The organism is Streptomyces sp. NPDC001393, from assembly GCF_053597455.1.
Genome location: NZ_JBSFIH010000097.1, coordinates 1 through 17,772 on the forward strand (window position 1 = coordinate 1; position 17,772 = coordinate 17,772).

Genomic DNA, 17,772 nt, shown 5'->3' on the forward strand with positions numbered 1-17,772 from the left:
GCCTCGCTTCGTGTTCAGGCGTACCGCCAGGGGCTGTGCAGGCGCTGAGAAACATCAATCCGCCGACTGACAGCAGGGCCCGACGGGTGACATGCATACTGCCTGTGCTCTCCATGCCATGGGTAACTGCATCACCCCCTACGGTGGTTGCGCTGTATGTTCATGGCCGTCCGGCCGTCGCATGCCGTCAGTCGCAGTCAGGGCACACCCCGGACAACTCCACCGTGTGCCGGACGTTCGCGAACCCGCAGGTCCGTGCGATGGTGTCGGCCCATTCCTCCACCGGGCCGGAGCCGACGGGCCGGCTCAGGCCGCACTGGGTGCAGATGAGGTAGTGGCGGTGGTCGGGGCCGGGGCGGTAGCGGAAGAGGCGTTCACCGCCCGTGTCGCGGACCATGTCGGCCCGGCCGGCGGCGGCCAGCGCGGCGATGAGAACTGGTCGGCGCTCATCTGGACCTGCTGACCGAAGTCGTCGGTGAGGACGATGCGGCGGTCGGTGGGGGCGGCCGGGTCGACGAACAGCTGGGGACAGCCGCAGTCGCACTCGCCGCAGAACGTGGCGACGGGTTCCAGCCCGCTGGTGTCGGTCATGCTGATCTACCTCCATGGCATGGGGTTTGCGGCACTCCGGTGTCCGGACGGAACGGACAGAGCGGTGGCCGCGGGGGACTGTCCCGGGGATACCCGGCGCGGATGCGGCGGACGCGCGACCCCGTCGTGTGCAGGGGGGGCGCGGAGGCGGCGGGAGTGCGCCCGTGCTCCTCGGAGTGCTGCCGGTGCTTCGATTTCGCCAAGGTGGCCGGGAACTGAACGGCACTCGCGTCCGACTCGTAAGGAGGGGGCAGGTCGAGGTGTGAGTCCGTGGGCGGTGATGCGTATGCCTGGGCCGGAGGAGAGATCCTTTGGGCGCGTGGCAGCATCAGGTGCCGTGAGTGTGTCCCTGGCGGTGCGGAGCGTGCGCGCGGCGGTGTTCGCCGTGCTGTGCGTGCTGCTCGCTGCCGGAGGGCATGCCATGGCCACGGGCATGGCGCCGTCGGTGTGGGTGCAGGCCGCCGGGTTCGTGCCGGTCTTCGCGGCGGGCTGTCTGCTGGGTGGCCGTGAGCGGTCGCTGGCCGCCATCGGCACGGGGACTCTGGCCGCCCAGGGCGGGTTGCACCTCGCCTTCCATGCCGCCGAGCCCCATCACGCCGCGATGGTCATGCACGGCATGCGGATGGTCCAAGCGCCCCATGCACTGACACCGCACGCCACCGCCGCGCATGCCGGGGCGGCCCTGCTGCTGACCTGGTGGCTGCGGCGCGGTGAGGCGGCACTGTGGTCGCTGCTGCGGTGGGCGGTCGCGTTCGTGCCGGGGCTCGCCGCCTGGTGGCAGGTGGCCGACGGGGCATGGAACGCACCGGCCGGGCCAGGGCAGGTGCGTCGGGCCGCCGGTGAGCCGTGGGCGGTGCGGCAGGTACGGCTGAGGTACGCCGTTCACCGACGGGGGCCGCCGCCCGGGATGTCGTACGCGCTGTCGTACGCGATCTGAACCCGACATCCCTTCTTCCGTACGGAGATCCCTCACCTCATGTCCAGGACCCGCACCACCCTGCGCCGCGCCGGCGCCGTCACGGCCCTCACCGCCGCCGGACTGCTCGCCGCCGCGGGCGTGGCCTCGGCGCACGTCACCGTCCACCCCGACAGCTACGCCAAGGGCGCCACCGACGGCGTGCTGACCTTCCGCGTCCCCAACGAGGAGGACAACGCCTCCACCACCAAGGTCCAGGTTTTCCTGCCCACCGACCACCCCGTCCTCGGCGTGCTCGTCCACCCGCAGGACGGCTGGACCGCCCAGGTCACCAACACCAAGCTCAAGACGCCCGTCAAGACCGACGACGGCACCATCACCGACGCCGCCTCCGAGATCACCTTCAGCGGTGGAAAGATCGCGCCGGGTCAGTACGAGGACTTCAACGTGGCCTTCGGCCAGCTGCCCGACAACACCGACCAGCTGACCTTCAAGACCCTGCAGACGTACTCCGACGGCAAGATCGTCCGCTGGATCGAGGAGGCACAGGGCGGCCAGGAGCCGCAGAACCCGGCACCCGCGCTCAAGCTCACCGCCAAGGGCACCGAGGACGGCGGTGGCACCTCGACCGCCTCGCCGGTGGGTTCGAAGGGCTCCGACAGCACCAAGTCGACCGCATCGGCCAGCGACTCGACCGCCCGCGGTCTCGGCATCGCCGGGCTGGTCGTCGGGGTACTGGGCCTCGCGGCGGCGGGCTTTGCCGTCGTGCGCGGCCGTTCCGCCGGACCCCGGGCGGAATAGTGCACCTGCCCTGCCGACGGCAGCCGTCGGCAGGGCAGCGTTCCGTCGCCGCGAGCCCGGCACAGTTGTCCCGCACGTGACACGGACCACAACTTTGCTCCGGAACTCGACCCCCGGCGGCCCCGACTCCTGATGCAGTACGGCGCGATCCGACCGACGCCGCACGACGTGATCTGGAGACGCGGTTGATGGACGAGTCCCGGCAATTCTCCTCCGGCGCTGGTGCGGTGCTGTGGAAGCTCGCGCCGCCGCCCGCCCTGTGCGGATTCCTTCTCCTGCTGGCGCTGGTGTTCGCGGTGTCGTACGCCGCCGGGCCCGTCGCGCCCGGCATGCACGGCACCGGCACGAGCCGGGGCGACAGCAACTCCGGCGAGGGCGGCGGCACGGACGACATGGGGGCCATGCACGGGGGTGGCCACTGATGGGCGGGGAACCGGTGGCCGTCGACCTGATGACGACCGACCTGACCGTCGGCGGCATGACCTGCGCGGCCTGTGTGAGGCGCGTCGAGAAGAAGCTCGGCAAGCTGGACGGGGTCACGGCGACCGTCAATCTGGCCACCGGACGGGCGCGTGTGAGCCACCCGCCGCGGATCAGCCCCGAGGAACTTGCCGCCACCGTCGAGAAGGCCGGCTACACGGCCGCCCTGCCCGAACCGCCCAAGCCGCCCGAGACGCGCGAGGGCGAGGACGCGGGCGGGTGCGAGGAAGCTCGCCGGGAGCGGGACAGGCTGCTGATCACCGCGCTCCTCGCGGTGCCCGTGCTGGTGCTGTCTATGGTGCCCGCGCTGCAGTTCCGTAACTGGCAGTGGCTGTGCTTCGCGCTGGCCGCGCCGGTCGCCGTCTGGGGCGCGCTGCCCTTCCATGTGCGTGCGGCGCGTGGGCTTCGGCGTTCGGCGGCGACCATGGACACCCTGGTGTCGCTGGGTGTGGTGGCGTCCTTCTCCTGGTCCACCTACGCGCTCTTTCTCAGCGGTGCCGGGGAGCCCGGCATGCGGATGCAGTTCACGCTGGTGCCCTCGGTTTCGGACGGTGCGGCGCACCTCTATCTCGAAGCGGCCGTCGGTGTACCGCTGTTCGTCCTGGCGGGGCGGTTCCTGGAGGCGAGGGCCCGGCGCGGGACCGGGGCCGCGCTCAGGTCGCTGGCCCAACTCGCCGCCAAAGAGGTGACGATCCGCGACGGCGACGACGAACGGTTTGTTCCCATCGAGCGGTTGAGGCCGGGGCAGGTCTTCGTCGTACGGCCGGGGGAGCGCGTTGCCACCGACGGGCAGGTGGTGGAGGGCAGCTCCGCAGTGGATCTGTCCCTGGTCACCGGGGAGAGCGAGCCCGTCGAGGTCGGGCCGGGTTCGGCGGTGGTCGGCGGCGCCGTCAACGCCGGCGGGCTGCTCCTGGTGATGGCCACGGCCGTCGGTGCCGACACCCAGCTCGCCCGGATCACCCGGCTGGTGACCGAGGCCCAGGCCGGCAAGGCACGGGCGCAGCCGCTGGCCGACACGGTGGCAGGCGTCTTCGTCCCCGTCGTACTGGCGCTGGCCGTCACCTGCCTCGGCTTCTGGCTCGGTGCCGGAGCCGACCCGCAGGCCGCGCTCACCGCGTGCGTGGCCGTGCTCGTCGTGGCCTGCCCGTGCGCGCTCGGCCTGGCCACGCCGACCGCGCTGATGGCCGCGACCGGCCGCGGTGCCCAACTGGGCGTTCTGGTCAGCGGACCCCAGGCGCTGGAAGGGCTCCAGCACATCGACACGGTCGTCCTGGACAAGACCGGCACGCTCACCTCCGGCCACATGACCGTCGCCCGGGTCACCTTCGTACCGGGCGGACTCGGCAGGGAGGCGGCGCTGCGGCTGGCCGGTGCCGTCGAGCACGGCTCGGAGCATCCCCTGGGCCGGGCGATCGCCGCGTACGCCCGGCGGGAACTCCCCGAGGGGCCGCTGCCGGACGTGAGGGAGTTCGCCGCCCTGCCGGGGCGGGGCGTGCGCGGCCTGGTCGAGGGCCGGCTGGTGGAAGTCCTCGCCTCCGACGGCGAGTTGCCCACGCCCCTGGCAGACGCGCTGTCGGTGGCGGAGACCGCCGCCCACACGCCCGTGCTGGTCCGGGTGGACGGTGTGGCCGAGGCCCTGATCGAGGTCGGGGACGTCGTACGGGCCGGAAGTTACCGGGCCGTGGACCGGCTGCGGCGCCTCGGCGTGCGGCCGGTGCTCGCCACCGGTGACCGTGAGGCACCCGCGCAAGCCGTGGCCGCAGCCCTGGGCATCGACGAGGTGCACGCCCGCTGCACCCCCGAGGCCAAGGCCGACCTCGTACGGGACCTGCAGGAGCAGGGCTACCGCGTCGCTGTCATCGGCGACGGCGTGAACGACGCCGCAGCCCTGGCCGGCGCCGACCTGGGCATCGCCATGGGCAGCGGCACGGACGTGGCCATCGGGGCCGCCGACGTGACGCTGGTACGCGGGAACATCGAGGCGTTGGCGGACGCGGTCCGGCTCGCCCGGCGCACGCTGGGCACGATCCGGGCCAACCTCGTCTGGGCCTTCGGATACAACGTCGTGACCGTGCCGCTCGCCATGGTCGGCCTGCTCAATCCGATGCTCGCCGCGGCGGCGATGTCGGTGAGTTCGCTGCTGGTCGTCGGCAACAGCCTGCGGCTGCGCGCCTGGCAACCCTCGCCCGCTCCCGCCCGGAGGCGTAACCGATGACCGAGCAGAACCTCTGGCGCCCCACTCGCCGTCGGCTGACCGACACCATCCTCGCCGCGCTCGCGCCCGTGGCCGCCTGCAGCCTCGCCCTGGGCGGGCTGACGACCTGGACCGGGGCCGGGAAGGCGGGCAGCCCGCCCCGGATCACGGTCTCGAACGGACGGGTCCTGCTGCCGTACGGGGACAGCACGGACACCGCGGCGCTCTTCGACATCGCCAACGTCGGCGGCGCGGGCGACCGGCTGGTGAACGTGACGTCCACCGCCACGCACGGCCGGATCGCCCTCAGCGGGCACCGCATGCTGGGCGGCCGGACCGCCTACAAGGCGGACGTGACCGAGGCTGGCGTCCCCGCGGGCGGCGTGCTGTCCATGTCGCCGCGTGGCGTGGACGTGACGATGCGGGCCGGGGCCGGCTGGCGGGAGGGCGACCTCGTGCCGTTCACGCTGCACTTCGAGCGCAGCGCGCCGGTCGAGACGATCGCGGTCGTGATCCGCCCGAGCGACAGCGGTCGGTGACCGCCCGTACTGAGGGCGGATGAATCCTCTCCAACACGTCGGGGCAGAGCGTCGTCGAGTTCCAGCCGGTTGCCGTGGGCTGGATCACACCCTGTGGATTGAGTACGGTCCCCCGTGGATGTCCGTACCCACGCATGACGACCGAAGTCCGGATGCGAGGATGAGGCGCCATGACAGCAGGGTGGTGTGCTCGCGCGATACGGGCCGCGGTGTTCGCGGCCATGTGCGTGCTGCTCGCTGCCCTGGGCCACGTCCTGATGTCAGGCGCCAACGTGCCCGCGTGGGCGCTGGCCGCCGGCGGGGCCGTGACCGGTGCCGTGGGCTGGTGTCTGGCGGGGCGTGAGCGCGGGCTGCCGTTGATCGTGACGGTCGTGGTCGCCGCCCAGACGGTGCTCCACGAGGCGTTCTCCTACGCCCAGTCGACGTCCGGCACGTCCGACGGCTCCGCCTCCACGGGCATGAGCGGCATGGGCTCCATGGGCAGCTCCATGGACATGGGCGCCATGCATATGGACCACACGGGCATGAGCCCCATGGACCACATGGGGCACTCCATGGACGGCGGTTCGTCGTCGTTCGGCATGCTCGCCGCCCACCTGCTCGCCGCGGTGCTGTGCGGCCTGTGGCTGGCGTACGGCGAAAAGGCCGCCTTCCGGATCCTGCGGGCGACGGCCGGATGGCTGGCGGCGCCGCTGCGGCTGCTGCTCGCCTGCCCGATACCCCCGATCGCCCCCGCGTCCACATGCGGCGCCGTTGCTCGGACCGGGCGCCGCGTCTCCTCCTTCTCGTCCACGCGATCACTTCTCGGGGTCCGCCCGTGGGAACGGCTGTCGCCTGAAGACAGCTGGTTTCCCGAGGCTGCGCGGCTGTCCGTGTGCGCCTCGGGCCACGGCCGTACGACCGCACAGGCGTGGTGACGCCTCAGCGACGCCGTAGGGCCGGCTCTCCCCCTTTCACCGGACCGCGCGCTTCGTCGCGCCCTGGTCCGGATCACGGTTGACCCGAGAAGGACACCAGGTGATTACCTCTGCCCTGCCCACCTCGCGCACCCGGAGTGACCCCCCGGCGGCGCTCGACGAATCGATCACCGCATGGGCGCTGGCCGCCCGCGGCGGTGACGCGGACGCGGTCGAGCAGTTCGTGGGCGCCCTGCACCGGGACGTGCAGCGCTATGTCGCCCATCTGTGCGGCGATCCGCAGGCCGTGGACGATCTGGCGCAGGACACGTTCCTGCGCGCGCTCGGCAGCCTGCACCGCTTCGAGGGGCGTTCCTCGGCGCGGTCCTGGCTGCTGTCCATCGCCCGCCGGGCGGTGATCGACAGCTACCGGTACGCCGCCGCCCGCCCGCGCCTGATCGACGTACCGGACTGGCAGCTGGCCGCCGAACTGGCCCAGCCGTGCGACCTGCCCGGCTTCGACGACGGCGTCGCGCTGCTGGATCTGCTGGCCTCGCTGCCCGACGACCGTCGGGAGGCGTTCACCCTTACGCAGCTGCTCGGCCTGCCGTACGCGGAGGCCGCCGAGGTCAGTGACTGCCCGATCGGCACGGTCCGCTCCCGCGTGGCTCGCGCCCGCGCGACGTTGATGGACCTGCTGGACGAGGCGGACGATCCGGCCGCGCTGGCGGCCTGAGTTCCAGGAGGGTGCCGGCGTCGGCTGGAAGAACGGCGCCGGCACCCTCGTCGCTGGAGCACCGGGAGCGGTTCATCTGAGCCGGATCGCGAACTGGCCGGGAACTCAGGGCGCCTTCGCTCCGACTACTGGAGCGGGTGGCGAAGGCTCGCCCGTGTACCGAGTGGATCCGGGAGTTGTTCGATGCGTTCTCGTGTGTGGGGCGGTACCGCGGCCGTCGTACTGGGCGGCCTGCTGCTTGCGGGCTGCGGCGGCGGGGGGAAGGACACGGCGGACGGGAACGCGGGGCAGGCCGGGAAGGCGGCTTCCGGTGGCTACCCGGTGTCCGTCACCGACTGCATGGGCGCCAGGACCACCTTCTCCAGCGCCCCGAAGAGAATCGTCACCAGCAACGCCTCCAGTCTGGAGCTGCTGCTCCGCCTCGGCGCCGGCGACCAGGTGATCGGCACCGGCTTCCCGCCCGGCAAGGGCACGCTGCCCGGCAGCCTCGACGCACAGGCGCAGAAGGTCAAGGTGCTCAGCCAGACCGTGATCCCGAAGGAGAAGCTGCTCGGTTCCGGCGCCGACGTCTACATCGACACCTTCGCCTCCATGGGAAGCATGGGCGGCGGAGGCATGGGGGATGCGCCGACCGCGGAGGAGTTCAAGGCGGCCGGGATCAAGCACATCTACCTGAAGTCCACCGCCTGCGCCGCACAGAGCAAGAACCCCGTCACCGATCTGTCCGCTGTCGAGGCCGACATCACCTCCCTCGGCGCGGTCACGGGCACCAGCGCTCAGGCGCAGAAACTCGTTGCCGGGATGAAGGAGAAGGTGGGTGCGGTCCAGAAGGCGGTCGGCGGTACGGCGGAGAGCAACCGGCCCACGTACTTCTTCTTCGACTACGACGCCGGTACGAAGCAGCCCTCCGTCACCTGCAACCGCCAGATCGCCAACGCCGTGATCACCCTGGCCGGCGCCCGCAACGTCTTCGCCGACTGCGACGGCGACTACAAGCAGGTCGGCTGGGAGGACGTGATCGCGAAGAACCCCGACTGGATCCAGCTCGGCGTCCGCAACCGCGGCAGCGAGGCGGCGAACAAGAAGGCGTTCGACGAGGCCGAGCAGTGGCTGAAGTCGAACCCCGCCACCAAGGGCCTGAAGGCGGTCAAGGAGGGCCACTTCCTGCGCATCGGCTCCGAGCAGACCACCATTGCGGGAGTCGAGAACGCCGACACGGTCGAGGCCATCGCCAAGACCCTCTACCCGGGCAAGGTCGCCTGATCGTGGCCTTCACACTGGTGCGCCGGAACACCGCGGCTGCGGAGGAGCGCGGCAGCCTGCCCGCCTGTCCGCTGGCGGCGGTTCTGGCCGTGGCACTGCTGGCCGCGCTGACGGCCGCCGTGGCCTGGGGCTCGACGTCGATCCCGCCCGGCGAGGTGTGGAGCGTGGTGTGGCGGCGGCTGTCCGGCGAGGCTCCGCGCCCCGGCACGGACGACCTCATCGTCTGGCAGCTCCGGTTTCCCCGTGCCTTGCTCGCCGCCCTCGTCGGCGCCGGCCTCGGGCTCGTTGGTACGGCCGTGCAGGCGCTGGTGCGCAATCCGCTGGCAGACCCGTACCTGTTGGGCATCTCCAACGGAGCCTCCCTCGGCGCGGTCGCCGCGATCGTCCTCGGCCTCGGCGCGGGCGGGGCACTGGGACTGGGGTTGTCCGGGGCGGCTTTTGTCGGTGCGCTGGCGACGTTCGCGCTGGTGTGGGCGGTGGCCCGGCGCGGTGGCGGGTTCGCGCCGCTGCGGCTGGTGCTGGCCGGGGTGGCGATCGGCCAGTTCCTGTCCGGGTTCACCAGCTACCTGGTGTTGCAGGCCGGGGACGAGCAGCAGACCCACAGCGTCCTGTTCTGGCTCATGGGCAGCCTCAGCGGAGCGACGTGGGAACTGCTCGCGGTACCCGCCGTCGCCGTACCCGCCGCGCTGCTGTGGCTCCAGGCACGCGCCCGGGGCCTGAACGCCCTGCTGATGGGCGACGAGACGGCCGCCGGACTGGGCATCGACGTCACCCGGCTGCGCCGAGAGCTGTTCACCGTCACCAGTGTGCTGACCGGTGTCCTGGTGGCGGTCTCCGGCGCGATCGCGTTCGTCGCGTTGATGGTGCCGCACGCCTGCCGCCTGGTCGTGGGGGGTGACCACCGGCGCCTGCTGCCGGTCTCCGCACTGTTCGGCGCGGTGCTGCTGGTCGTGGTCGACATCGTGTGCCGTACGGCGATGGACACGCAGGAGCTGCCAGTCGGCGTGGTCACCTCGCTGCTCGGGGCTCCGGCCCTGCTGTACCTGCTGGACCGGCGCCTGGGGAGCGGCAGTTGAGGATCGACATCGAGGGCCTGCACGTCGCCTACGCGGGCCGTACGGTGGTCGCGGGTGCCCATCTCGTCGCGGCCGAGGGCGAGATCACCGGGTTGGTCGGCCCGAACGGCAGCGGCAAGTCCACGCTCCTGCGCACCGTCTACCGGCACCTGAAGCCCACCGCCGGGCGGGTCCTGCTCGCCGGCAGCGACCTGCGGGAGATGACCCCGCTCCAGTCGGCGCGGCACGTGGCCGCCCTGCCGCAGGAGCGCGGGAGCGAGTTCGAGCTGACCGTGCGCGAGGTCGTCGCGATGGGCCGCACACCCTACAAGCGGGCCTTCGCCGGGGACGACGCCGCCGACCGGGACATCGTCGGGCGGGCACTCACCGACGTCGGCATGGCGGAACAGGCCGGACGCCGCTTCACCGCCCTGTCCGGCGGGGAGCGCCAACGCGTCCTGCTGGCAAGGGCGTTCGCGCAGAACCCGGACATCCTGGTGCTGGACGAACCGACCAACCACCTCGACATCCGCCACCAGGTCGACCTGCTCGCTCTGCTGCGTGCCCAGCGCCGTACGACCCTGGTGTCGCTGCACGACCTGAACGCCGCGGCCTCCGTCTGCGACCGTCTCCACGTCCTGCACGATGGAGCGGTAATCGCCTCCGGCCCGCCGCGGGACGTCCTCACACCCACCCTGATGGCAGAGGTGTTCGGCGTGCGCGCGGCGGTCGTCGACCATCCCCTCACCGGTGACCCGCTTATCGCCTTCGACCACCGGACGCCGGCGGACGAGGCACCGACAGCCGTGCCGCTGGAGACGCCCACGCGGGGATGAAGGGCCTGATGAACGGGCTCGGGCAGGACGACGGTCGCGTCCTGCCCGCTCGGCCGTCTGCCGGGATCAGGCGGCGATCGAGTCGGCGATGCCGTACCCGGCCTCGACGATCGCCGCGCGCAGCCGCTCGTCGTCGAGATCCGTGCCGTGCACGGTGACCGCGTCGGTGGCGAGGCCGACCACGACCTCGCTCACCCCGGGTACCTCGGATACCTCTTCCCTGACGCTCACCGCGCAGTGCTCGCAACTCATTCCCGTGATGTTGTACTGCTTCTGGTCCATGGCGAACTCCTCGATGCGGACGGGACTTTGGCGAGGCGTACGGATGCCCGAACGCGCATGTTCAGGCCGACGCCGTCGCCTCAGTAGTCGGCTGAGCGGAGCCCGGAGTTCCGCCGTAGGCATGCCGATTCGATGTCCGGCGGCAGGGAAGGAACCCTTCGCCGTACGCACATGGCAGCGGTCGTGTTCAGCACCGTGGGGAGGGCGGTCGGATGGCGCGGCTCCGGCACGACGTGCACAGCGGTTCCCACGCGGTATGGCCTTGGGATCCTGAGCCCAGGACGATCCGGCGTGGTCGTGCGCGGATCAACGGGGGAGCCTGGCCACTGCTCGCGGCCACCGTGGCCGTTCTCGTAGCCGGGTACGGCTGGCTGGGATCCGTCGTCGACGGAGCGTTCGGCGCGGCCGTCGGCTGTGCCGCCGGGCTGATCCTCTGCGTGCTGCTGTACCTGCTGGTGGAGTCGACCGTGTCGGGCAAGCCGGGACGCGGCGGCCGTCGCGACTGATCGACGCGGGCAGTTTCAGCCTGCGCGCCATGATTTTTGGACGCACCCGGGAACTCGTGTGCGATCCCTCCCGACTTGTGGGACGAGGCTGCCGTCCGGCAGCCCACCCACGACCGTGAGGGGCGGCAACGGTGACAGGCCACAGTCCCGGTTCGGAACAGCCCGGCCACATACCCGTCGGCGGCCAGGATCGCTGGCTGCTCGTTGCGGTGGCGGGCCTGCTGTCGTTCGTGGCGATGCTCGACATGAACATCGTCAACGTGGCCCTGGCGGACATCGCCGACGGTCTACACGTATCCGCCGCGACCGCCCAGTGGGCGGTCCTGGGTTATCAACTGCCGGTGGTCGCTCTGCTGTTGCCTGTCGGCCGGTGGCTGGACGGGGTCGGGATGCGCGCCGCCCTGCTGGTCGCGACCGCGGGCTTCGGTCTGTGCAGCGCGTTGGCGGCCGCCGCACCCTGGGCGGCCTGGTTGATCGCCGCCCGCCTCGCGCAGGGCGCGTTCGGGGCCGTGCTCTTCGTGCTGATGCCGGTTCTCGCCCTGCGTTCGGTACGGCCGGAACTGCGCGGGCGGGCCATGAGCGTGCCCGCGACGCTGGGGCCGCTGGGCGCGGTGACCGGTCCGGCGGTGGGCGGACTGCTGCTGGACCACCTGGGCTGGCGCGCCGTCTTCCTGGTCAAGATCCCTTTCTGCCTGCTCGCCCTGGTCGTGGCGTGGCGGGCGATGCCGAGGGACGGGGGCCTGCGCCTGCCCGGCCGTCGGTCGGCGGCGGATGCGCTGCTGATGGGTTCCGGGGTGGCCGCCCTGCTGCTGGCGCTGACCCTGGCGTCGGGAAACCCGGTGTGGCTGGTGCTCGCGCTTGCCGCCGTACCGCCGCTGTGGTGGTGGCTGCGGGGACCGGGCGGCCGCCCGGTCGTCGGCGCACTGCGGGCGGCGAGGCTGTTCCGGGCGCATACGGCGGTGCTGGCGCTGGCGGCCGGGTTCGCCGCGATGCACTACGTCGTCGCCCTGCACCTCCAGCACGACGACGGCGTCAGCGCCACCACGACCGGGCTGACCGTGCTCGCCTTCCCGCTCGGCATGGGGCTGGCCGGCCCGGTCGGCGGTCGCCTCGCCGACAGATACGGGGCCCGGCCGGTGGCGGTCATCGGCGCTGCCCTCACCGCCGCCGGTCTGCTCCTCCTCGTTCCGCTGGGGGATGACTGGTCGCCGGTGGACGTGGCCTGGCGGCTGGCGCTGGCCGGACTCGGCATGGGCCTGAACGGCGGCCCGACCCAGGCCCTGGTCATGGGCGCCGCCCCGGCGGACCGCGCCGCGACCGTTGGCTCGTCCGTCCAGCTGGCTCGCAGCCTCGGCTTCACCCTCGGCCCCGCCCTGGCAACCGCCACCTGGGGCCTGGCCGAAGGCGATGTCGGCGTGACGGCCGGGCTGACCCTGGCGGCAGTCGCCGCCTGTATCGCCGTACCGCTGCTCGCCCTGGACGGACGCAGGCACGCGCCCGTCCCCGAGAAGACCACCGACGCGGCTGCCGCCGCTCACCATCCCTGACCGAGGAGTCCTCCCCATGTGCGGAATCACCGGCTGGGTGTCCTTCCACAGCGACGCCCGTCCCCAGGCCCCGGTCATCGAGGCCATGACCGCCACGCTCACCCCGCGGGGCCCCGACGCCGGAGGCGTCTGGCTTGGCGAGCGGGCCGCGATCGGCCACCGGCGCCTGGCCGTCCTCGACCTCGAAGGCGGCGTACAGCCCATGGCCGACCGGCCCGACGAGCCGGCCATCGTGCTCAGCTACAGCGGAGAGGTCTACAACCACCACGAACTGCGCACCGAACTGCGCGCCCGGGGCCATGCGTTCCTCACGCGCAGCGACACCGAGGTGGTGCTGCGCGCGTACGCCGAGTGGGGGGAGGCGGTGGCCGAGCACCTGGAGGGCATGTTCGCCTTCGCCGTCTGGGACGAACGCGCCCAGCGACTGCTCCTGGTCCGCGACCGGCTCGGGGTGAAGCCCCTGTTCTGGGCCACTGTCGATGGCGGCCTGGCCTTCGCCTCGGAGCCCAAGGCCCTGTTCGCCCATCCGGAGATCCGGCCCCGGGTGGACGCGGACGGTCTGCGGGAGGCGTACAGCCTGCTGTTCAACACCGGCCCCACAGTGTGGTCCGGCGTCAGGGAGGTCGAGCCGGGCGGCGTGCTCGTCCTCGACCGGGACGGCATCCGTGAACGCCGCTACTGGCAGCTGGAGGCCGCTGACCACACCGACGACCAGGACACGGCCATCCAGCGAATCCGCACCCTGGTCGGTGCCGCAGCCCGCAGCCAGCTCGAAGCGGACGTCCCGCTGTGCAGCCTGCTCTCCGGTGGCATCGACTCCACCGTCCTGACCGCGTTGCTCGCCGACGAACTCCGCCTGCGCGAAGGCCCGGGCGCCCGCATCCGCTCCTACGCCGTCGACTACAGCGACCAGGCGGAACAGTTCACCGGCGACGTCCTGCGCACCGGCCACGACACGCCCTACGCCACCGAGGCCGGCGCCTTCATCGGCACCGACCACAGCACCGTCGTCCTCGACCCGCACGCCCTGCTCGACCCCGAGCACCGCAAGGCCGTCGTCGTGGCCCGCGACTCACCCATCGGTGTCGGCGACATGGACACCTCGCTGTACCTGCTGTTCGGCGAGATACGCCGGCACTCCACCGTCGCGCTCTCCGGCGAGGCCGCCGACGAGGTCTTCGGCGGCTATCCCTGGTTCCACAACCCGAAGGCCCTGGCAGCGGAAACCTTCCCGTGGCTCCTGGTGACTGGCGACGACGCCGCCATGCCGCTGAACCCAGAACTCGACCTGGGTATAGCCGAGTTCCGTGACGACACCTACCGCGCCGCCCTGGCCGCCGTACCGCATACCGACGGCGAGAGTCCCGCCGAACACCGCCAACGCGAGATGCAGCACCTGTCCCTGACCCGCTGGCTGCGCCAGCTCCTCCACCGCAAGGACCGCCTCAGCATGGCCCAGGGCCTGGAGGTACGCGTGCCGTACTGCGACCACCGGCTCGTCGAGTACGCCTTCTCCACGTCCTGGGCGCTGAAGAGCTTCGACGGACGGGAGAAGAGCCTGCTCCGCGCGATGGACGCCGGCCTCGCTCCGGACTCGGTGCTGCACCGCCCCAAGAACCACTACCCGGCCACCCACCACCCCGACTACAACCGCGGCCTGCAGGACCTGGCCCGCGACGCGCTCGCCGGCGAACAGGTCCGCGCCCTCGCCGACGAGACCCGCATCAAGCCCTGCCTCGACACCCCGCCCGACCGACTGGAGTGGGGCCACCGCCTGCGCCTCGAACGCGTCATCGACCTCGCCCTGTGGCTGGACCACTACCGGCCCGAACTCGCCCTCTGAGGAGCCTCCCCATGACCCTCCAGGAACAGCATCCAGCCGCGGATCCGGACACCTTGCCCGAACCCGTGCCGCTGATGGGCTGCCCCTACAAGAGCAACCCCTACCCCCTGTATGAGCAGATGCGCGAGGCCGGCCCCGTGCACCGGGTCCTCTTCCCCAGCGGCGTACAGGCCTGGCTCGTCACCGGCTACGACGCCGCCCACGCGGCTCTGAACGACGACCGCCTCGGCAAGAACCACGACCGCGGCAACGACCGCTGGCGAGCCCGAGCCTCGATCATGCCCGAGCCACAGCACTCCCAGCTCCAGGTGCACCTCCTTCATCAGGACCCGCCCCAGCACACCCGGATGCGTCGCTTCGTGACGGACGCCTTCACCCCGCGCCGCATCGAGCAGCTCCGCCCGCGCTTCCAGGAACTGGCCGACGCTGTCGTCGACGCACTGCCGGAGCACGGTCCCGCCGACCTCGTCACCGGCTTCGCCGCCCAGTTCCCCTTCCAGGTCCTGGCCGAGGTGATTGGCCTCCCGCAGGAGCTGGCGGCCCGCTTCGACCGCGACTGGGGCAAGGTCGTCCAGCCGGTCGGCCCCACCGACCCCGGCCGCCCCCTGTACGAGGCCCGCCTGCATGGCCTGCAGAGCTACATCGCCGACGTCGTGGCCCACAAGCGTGAACACTGGGACGACGACCTGCTCAGCCGCCTCGTCGTGGCACGCGACCGGCGTGAACTGTCGCAGGAGGAGCTGGACTCGATGATCTTCCAGCTCCTCGTCGCGGGCCAGGAGCCGGTCACCAACCAGATCACCACCGCCCTGATCGCCCTGTTCCGCAACCCCGACCAGCTCGCGCGTCTGCGCGACAACCCGGCCCTGCTGCCCCGCGCCGTGGAGGAACTCCTCCGCTACGACAGCGCCTTCGAACTCACCACCTGGCGCTTCTTCGACAAGAACAGCAATCTGCAGGGCACGCGCGTACCCGGCGGCGACTCCGTGATCGTCTCCCTCTGCGCGGCCAACCGCGACCCACACCGCTTCCCCGCCCCGGACACCCTGGACTTCGACCGCAGCCCCAACCCCCACCTCGCCTTCGGCCACGGCATCCACTTCTGCCCCGGAGCCGCCCTCGCCCGCGCCGAACTCCAGATCGCCCTCGGCACCCTGCTTGCCCGCCTGCCTGGCCTCCATCTGGCCATCAGAGACGAGGACATCAAGTGGATCCCGGCCGTCCTCGGCCGCGGCACCAACCACCTCCCCGTCGGGTACGACCGACGCCTCTGACACCGACGTACCGCTGACCGGGTCGGGCCACACCGGCCGACCCGGCCCCGGCTGACCAACGCCCACTGACCCCAGGCGCCTGGCTTCCACTCCCGCCACGGCGCCATGTCGACGTGCCCTCGCACGCCCTCGTACCCCAGGAGGAACGACATGCCCCTGACGACCGCACCGGACACCCTCCCCACGAGCATCGCCACCGAGATCCTGAACCTGCTCCTGCCCCACCAGCGCACGACCGACCCCGCCCCCGCTCCCCCGGAAGCGTTCCCGCATCAGCTGCGCAGCATCGCCGCCTTCGTACCCAACGGCGCCCCCATTCTCTTCACACTGCCCGGCTTCCCCTGCAAGTCCCCCAACCGCGCCAAGGTCCTCGGCCCCCTCCCTGACCAGGGCGAACGCCTCTCCCTGGCGTTCCTGAACACCCTGTGCACCCAGATTGAGCGGATCTACCCGCCCGGCGCCCGCGTGATCATCTGCTCGGACGGCCACGTCTTCGGCGACCTCATAGGTGTCCCCGACGACCACATCGACGCCTACGCCGACGACCTGCGCATACAGATAGGCCGGATGGGCCTGCACAGACTGTCCGTCTTCGACCTGCGCGACGTCTTCGGCGATCTCCCGCACGACATGAAACGCACCCACATCCACGAGCGCTACGCCCCCACTCTGGAGGCCCTCCGCGCGGAGATCCGCGCCGACGACCAGTCCCTCGCCCTCTATCGGGGCATCACCCGCTTCCTCGTCGAGGACACCGCCGACTGGACCGGCACCCGCTCGGCCCTCCAGCGCGCCTGTCGGCAACGGGCCTACGGCGTCATCCAGCGCAGCCGCGCCTGGGGCACCCTGATCGCCGAACACCACCCCCGCGCGGTACGCCTCTCCATCCATCCGCAGCCCATCGGCGCCCCGAAATTCGGCATCCGCCTCCTCGACGCCCCCGACGCCTGGACGACCCCCTGGCACTCCGCCGCCCTGCGTCGTAGCGACGGTAGGTGGACTCTCATGCCCAGAGCCGAAGCCGCCCGGATGGGTCGACTGGTGCGGCAAGGCGGCAGAGACAGTCACTTCGACCAGAACCGGTCAGCTTGCCTGCCTGGGGCTCAGTGAGAATGCACCGACGCGACGCGGAAAAGGCGTGGCTCAGCCGCGTCCGAGGCCGTTCGTGCCATGGTCGACGAAGGTCAGCTGGTAAGGCGGGACACAAGGCTGTCCGTCAATACCGGTCACGAGCGGACGAAGAGTCAACTCATTGTCATCTAGCCCAGTCCAGTTGGAAGCGTCAGTGACTTTGTGTAAGTCCATGGGGGTTACCTGGCGTTGAGCCGGTCCTCGAAGAAGAGTGAGAACTGGTTCAGCGCCTTCTTCCAATGTGCCGCGACGTGGTTGACATCGCGGGCCTTGGGGGTGATCTGCTCGCGGACGGCGAGATAGAGCACCTTCAGCGCGGCCTGTTCGGAGGGGAAGTGTCCGCGGTTGCGGGTGGTCTTCCGCAGCCGTGCGTTGATCGACTCGATCAGGTTCGTCGACTAGACGACCTTCCTTACCCCGGGTGGGAAGGCGAGGTAGGGGGTCATCACTTCAGTCAGTCACCACAGGGAGGCTGAGCAGCCCACGCTTGTGAAACGTCGGCCACCACTCCAACTCGTCAGGCGCTACGGCCAGTTCAAGCACGGGGAACCTTTCCAGGAGGGACTGTACGGCGATTTCCGCTTCCATCCGAGCGAGCGGGGCGCCAAGGCAGTAGTGCACTCCGTAGCCGAACGCCAGGTGAGTTGGTGCACGGCCCGGGTCGAACACGTCGGGAGACGCAAACTCTCGCCCGTCCCGGTTCGCCGAAGCTATGGAGACCCACACGCGGCTGCCGGCCGGGATGAGAGCGTTTCCGATGCTGACGTCTTCGAGGACAAAGCGGCGCACTGCCAGTGCGAAAGGGGGGTTCCAGCGCAGCGTCTCCTCGACCACCGACCGTATCGGGACGGCGCCACCTCGCACTGCCGTCAGCAGTTGGGG

General features: G+C 71.3%; 17 protein-coding genes and 2 pseudogenes. 15 read left to right on the forward strand and 4 right to left on the reverse strand.

What is annotated here, in order from left to right; genetic code table 11:
• Positions 1–306 precede the first annotated feature (306 nt).
• A complete protein-coding gene (locus ACWC2T_RS44065) occupies positions 307–591 on the reverse strand; it encodes a hypothetical protein (protein WP_450675921.1) in 285 nt (94 codons plus the stop codon).
• A 337-nt stretch (positions 592–928) separates the two neighbouring features.
• On the opposite strand from ACWC2T_RS44065, the gene ACWC2T_RS44070 reads away from it, so the two are divergent.
• The 10 genes and pseudogenes from ACWC2T_RS44070 (at position 929) to ACWC2T_RS44115 (ending at position 10,307) form a co-directional block, all read left to right on the forward strand.
• Positions 929–1,528 (forward strand): hypothetical protein, encoded by a 600-nt coding sequence (locus ACWC2T_RS44070; RefSeq protein WP_450675922.1) that lies wholly within the window; start codon positions 929–931, stop codon positions 1,526–1,528.
• A gap of 39 nt (positions 1,529–1,567) precedes the next feature.
• Positions 1,568–2,308: a YcnI family copper-binding membrane protein gene (locus tag ACWC2T_RS44075; RefSeq protein WP_450675923.1), complete on the forward strand. Its 741-nt coding sequence runs from the start codon at positions 1,568–1,570 to the stop codon at positions 2,306–2,308.
• A gap of 188 nt (positions 2,309–2,496) precedes the next feature.
• The gene (locus tag ACWC2T_RS44080) at positions 2,497–2,730 is read left to right on the forward strand and encodes a hypothetical protein (RefSeq protein WP_450675924.1); all 234 of its coding nucleotides are present in this window, start codon (positions 2,497–2,499) and stop codon (positions 2,728–2,730) included.
• Positions 2,730–5,003 carry a heavy metal translocating P-type ATPase gene (locus tag ACWC2T_RS44085; RefSeq protein ID WP_450675925.1) on the forward strand — a complete coding sequence of 758 codons (2,274 nt, stop codon included), beginning with the start codon at positions 2,730–2,732 and terminating at the stop codon, positions 5,001–5,003. The genes ACWC2T_RS44080 and ACWC2T_RS44085 overlap by 1 nt, the downstream gene beginning before the upstream one ends.
• Positions 5,000–5,521 (forward strand): copper chaperone PCu(A)C, encoded by a 522-nt coding sequence (locus tag ACWC2T_RS44090; RefSeq protein WP_450675926.1) that lies wholly within the window; start codon positions 5,000–5,002, stop codon positions 5,519–5,521. Before ACWC2T_RS44085 ends, ACWC2T_RS44090 begins: the two co-directional genes overlap by 4 nt.
• Before the next feature lie 170 nt (positions 5,522–5,691).
• A pseudogene (locus tag ACWC2T_RS44095) lies at positions 5,692–6,359 on the forward strand (hypothetical protein).
• A gap of 179 nt (positions 6,360–6,538) precedes the next feature.
• Positions 6,539–7,153 carry a sigma-70 family RNA polymerase sigma factor gene (locus ACWC2T_RS44100; RefSeq protein WP_450675927.1) on the forward strand — a complete coding sequence of 205 codons (615 nt, stop codon included), beginning with the start codon at positions 6,539–6,541 and terminating at the stop codon, positions 7,151–7,153.
• A 183-nt stretch (positions 7,154–7,336) separates the two neighbouring features.
• Complete coding sequence (locus ACWC2T_RS44105; RefSeq protein ID WP_450675928.1) at positions 7,337–8,416, forward strand: ABC transporter substrate-binding protein; 1,080 nt, start codon at positions 7,337–7,339, stop codon at positions 8,414–8,416.
• Between the two features lie 2 nt (positions 8,417–8,418).
• Positions 8,419–9,492: a FecCD family ABC transporter permease gene (locus ACWC2T_RS44110; RefSeq protein WP_450675929.1), complete on the forward strand. Its 1,074-nt coding sequence runs from the start codon at positions 8,419–8,421 to the stop codon at positions 9,490–9,492.
• The gene (locus ACWC2T_RS44115) at positions 9,489–10,307 is read left to right on the forward strand and encodes an ABC transporter ATP-binding protein (protein ID WP_450675930.1); all 819 of its coding nucleotides are present in this window, start codon (positions 9,489–9,491) and stop codon (positions 10,305–10,307) included. Before ACWC2T_RS44110 ends, ACWC2T_RS44115 begins: the two co-directional genes overlap by 4 nt.
• 66 nt (positions 10,308–10,373) lie before the next feature.
• On the opposite strand, the gene ACWC2T_RS44120 is transcribed toward ACWC2T_RS44115, so the two are convergent.
• Entirely contained in the window at positions 10,374–10,589 is a 216-nt protein-coding gene (locus ACWC2T_RS44120; protein WP_450675931.1) for a heavy-metal-associated domain-containing protein, read from the reverse strand.
• Between the two features lie 341 nt (positions 10,590–10,930).
• Here ACWC2T_RS44120 and ACWC2T_RS44125 point away from each other — a divergent pair, with 341 nt between their 5' ends.
• The 5 genes from ACWC2T_RS44125 (at position 10,931) to ACWC2T_RS44145 (ending at position 16,869) form a co-directional block, all read left to right on the forward strand.
• Complete coding sequence (locus ACWC2T_RS44125) at positions 10,931–11,095, forward strand: hypothetical protein (RefSeq protein WP_450675932.1); 165 nt, start codon at positions 10,931–10,933, stop codon at positions 11,093–11,095.
• A gap of 131 nt (positions 11,096–11,226) precedes the next feature.
• Positions 11,227–12,642, forward strand: coding sequence for an MFS transporter (locus tag ACWC2T_RS44130; RefSeq protein ID WP_450675933.1), 1,416 nt, complete (start codon positions 11,227–11,229; stop codon positions 12,640–12,642).
• Between the two features lie 16 nt (positions 12,643–12,658).
• Positions 12,659–14,485, forward strand: coding sequence for an asparagine synthase (glutamine-hydrolyzing) (gene asnB / locus ACWC2T_RS44135; protein ID WP_450675934.1), 1,827 nt, complete (start codon positions 12,659–12,661; stop codon positions 14,483–14,485).
• A gap of 11 nt (positions 14,486–14,496) precedes the next feature.
• A complete protein-coding gene (locus ACWC2T_RS44140) occupies positions 14,497–15,759 on the forward strand; it encodes a cytochrome P450 family protein (protein ID WP_450675935.1) in 1,263 nt (420 codons plus the stop codon).
• A 150-nt stretch (positions 15,760–15,909) separates the two neighbouring features.
• Positions 15,910–16,869 carry an L-tyrosine/L-tryptophan isonitrile synthase family protein gene (locus tag ACWC2T_RS44145; RefSeq protein ID WP_450675936.1) on the forward strand — a complete coding sequence of 320 codons (960 nt, stop codon included), beginning with the start codon at positions 15,910–15,912 and terminating at the stop codon, positions 16,867–16,869.
• A gap of 200 nt (positions 16,870–17,069) precedes the next feature.
• Here the strand turns inward: ACWC2T_RS44145 and ACWC2T_RS44150 are convergent.
• Together ACWC2T_RS44150 and ACWC2T_RS44155 are read right to left on the reverse strand one after the other, a co-directional pair.
• Positions 17,070–17,333: pseudogene (locus ACWC2T_RS44150) on the reverse strand (transposase); the annotation flags it as partial.
• A 7-nt stretch (positions 17,334–17,340) separates the two neighbouring features.
• A partial coding sequence (locus ACWC2T_RS44155) for a cytochrome P450 (RefSeq protein ID WP_450675937.1) occupies positions 17,341–17,772 on the reverse strand: 432 nt, incomplete at its 5' end.

What these genes read in the sequence shown, in the direction of transcription:
- asnB (WP_450675934.1), top strand. Translation starts at nt 12,659, where the DNA reads ATGTGCGGAATCACCGGCTGGGTGTCCTTCCACAGCGACGCCCGTCCC.
- ACWC2T_RS44140 (WP_450675935.1), top strand. Translation starts at nt 14,497, where the DNA reads ATGACCCTCCAGGAACAGCATCCAGCCGCGGATCCGGACACCTTGCCC.
- ACWC2T_RS44090 (WP_450675926.1), top strand. Translation starts at nt 5,000, where the DNA reads ATGACCGAGCAGAACCTCTGGCGCCCCACTCGCCGTCGGCTGACCGAC.
- ACWC2T_RS44080 (WP_450675924.1), top strand. Translation starts at nt 2,497, where the DNA reads ATGGACGAGTCCCGGCAATTCTCCTCCGGCGCTGGTGCGGTGCTGTGG.
- ACWC2T_RS44105 (WP_450675928.1), top strand. Translation starts at nt 7,337, where the DNA reads ATGCGTTCTCGTGTGTGGGGCGGTACCGCGGCCGTCGTACTGGGCGGC.
- ACWC2T_RS44065 (WP_450675921.1), bottom strand. Translation starts at nt 591, where the DNA reads ATGACCGACACCAGCGGGCTGGAACCCGTCGCCACGTTCTGCGGCGAG.
- ACWC2T_RS44075 (WP_450675923.1), top strand. Translation starts at nt 1,568, where the DNA reads ATGTCCAGGACCCGCACCACCCTGCGCCGCGCCGGCGCCGTCACGGCC.
- ACWC2T_RS44085 (WP_450675925.1), top strand. Translation starts at nt 2,730, where the DNA reads ATGGGCGGGGAACCGGTGGCCGTCGACCTGATGACGACCGACCTGACC.
- ACWC2T_RS44120 (WP_450675931.1), bottom strand. Translation starts at nt 10,589, where the DNA reads ATGGACCAGAAGCAGTACAACATCACGGGAATGAGTTGCGAGCACTGC.
- ACWC2T_RS44145 (WP_450675936.1), top strand. Translation starts at nt 15,910, where the DNA reads ATGCCCCTGACGACCGCACCGGACACCCTCCCCACGAGCATCGCCACC.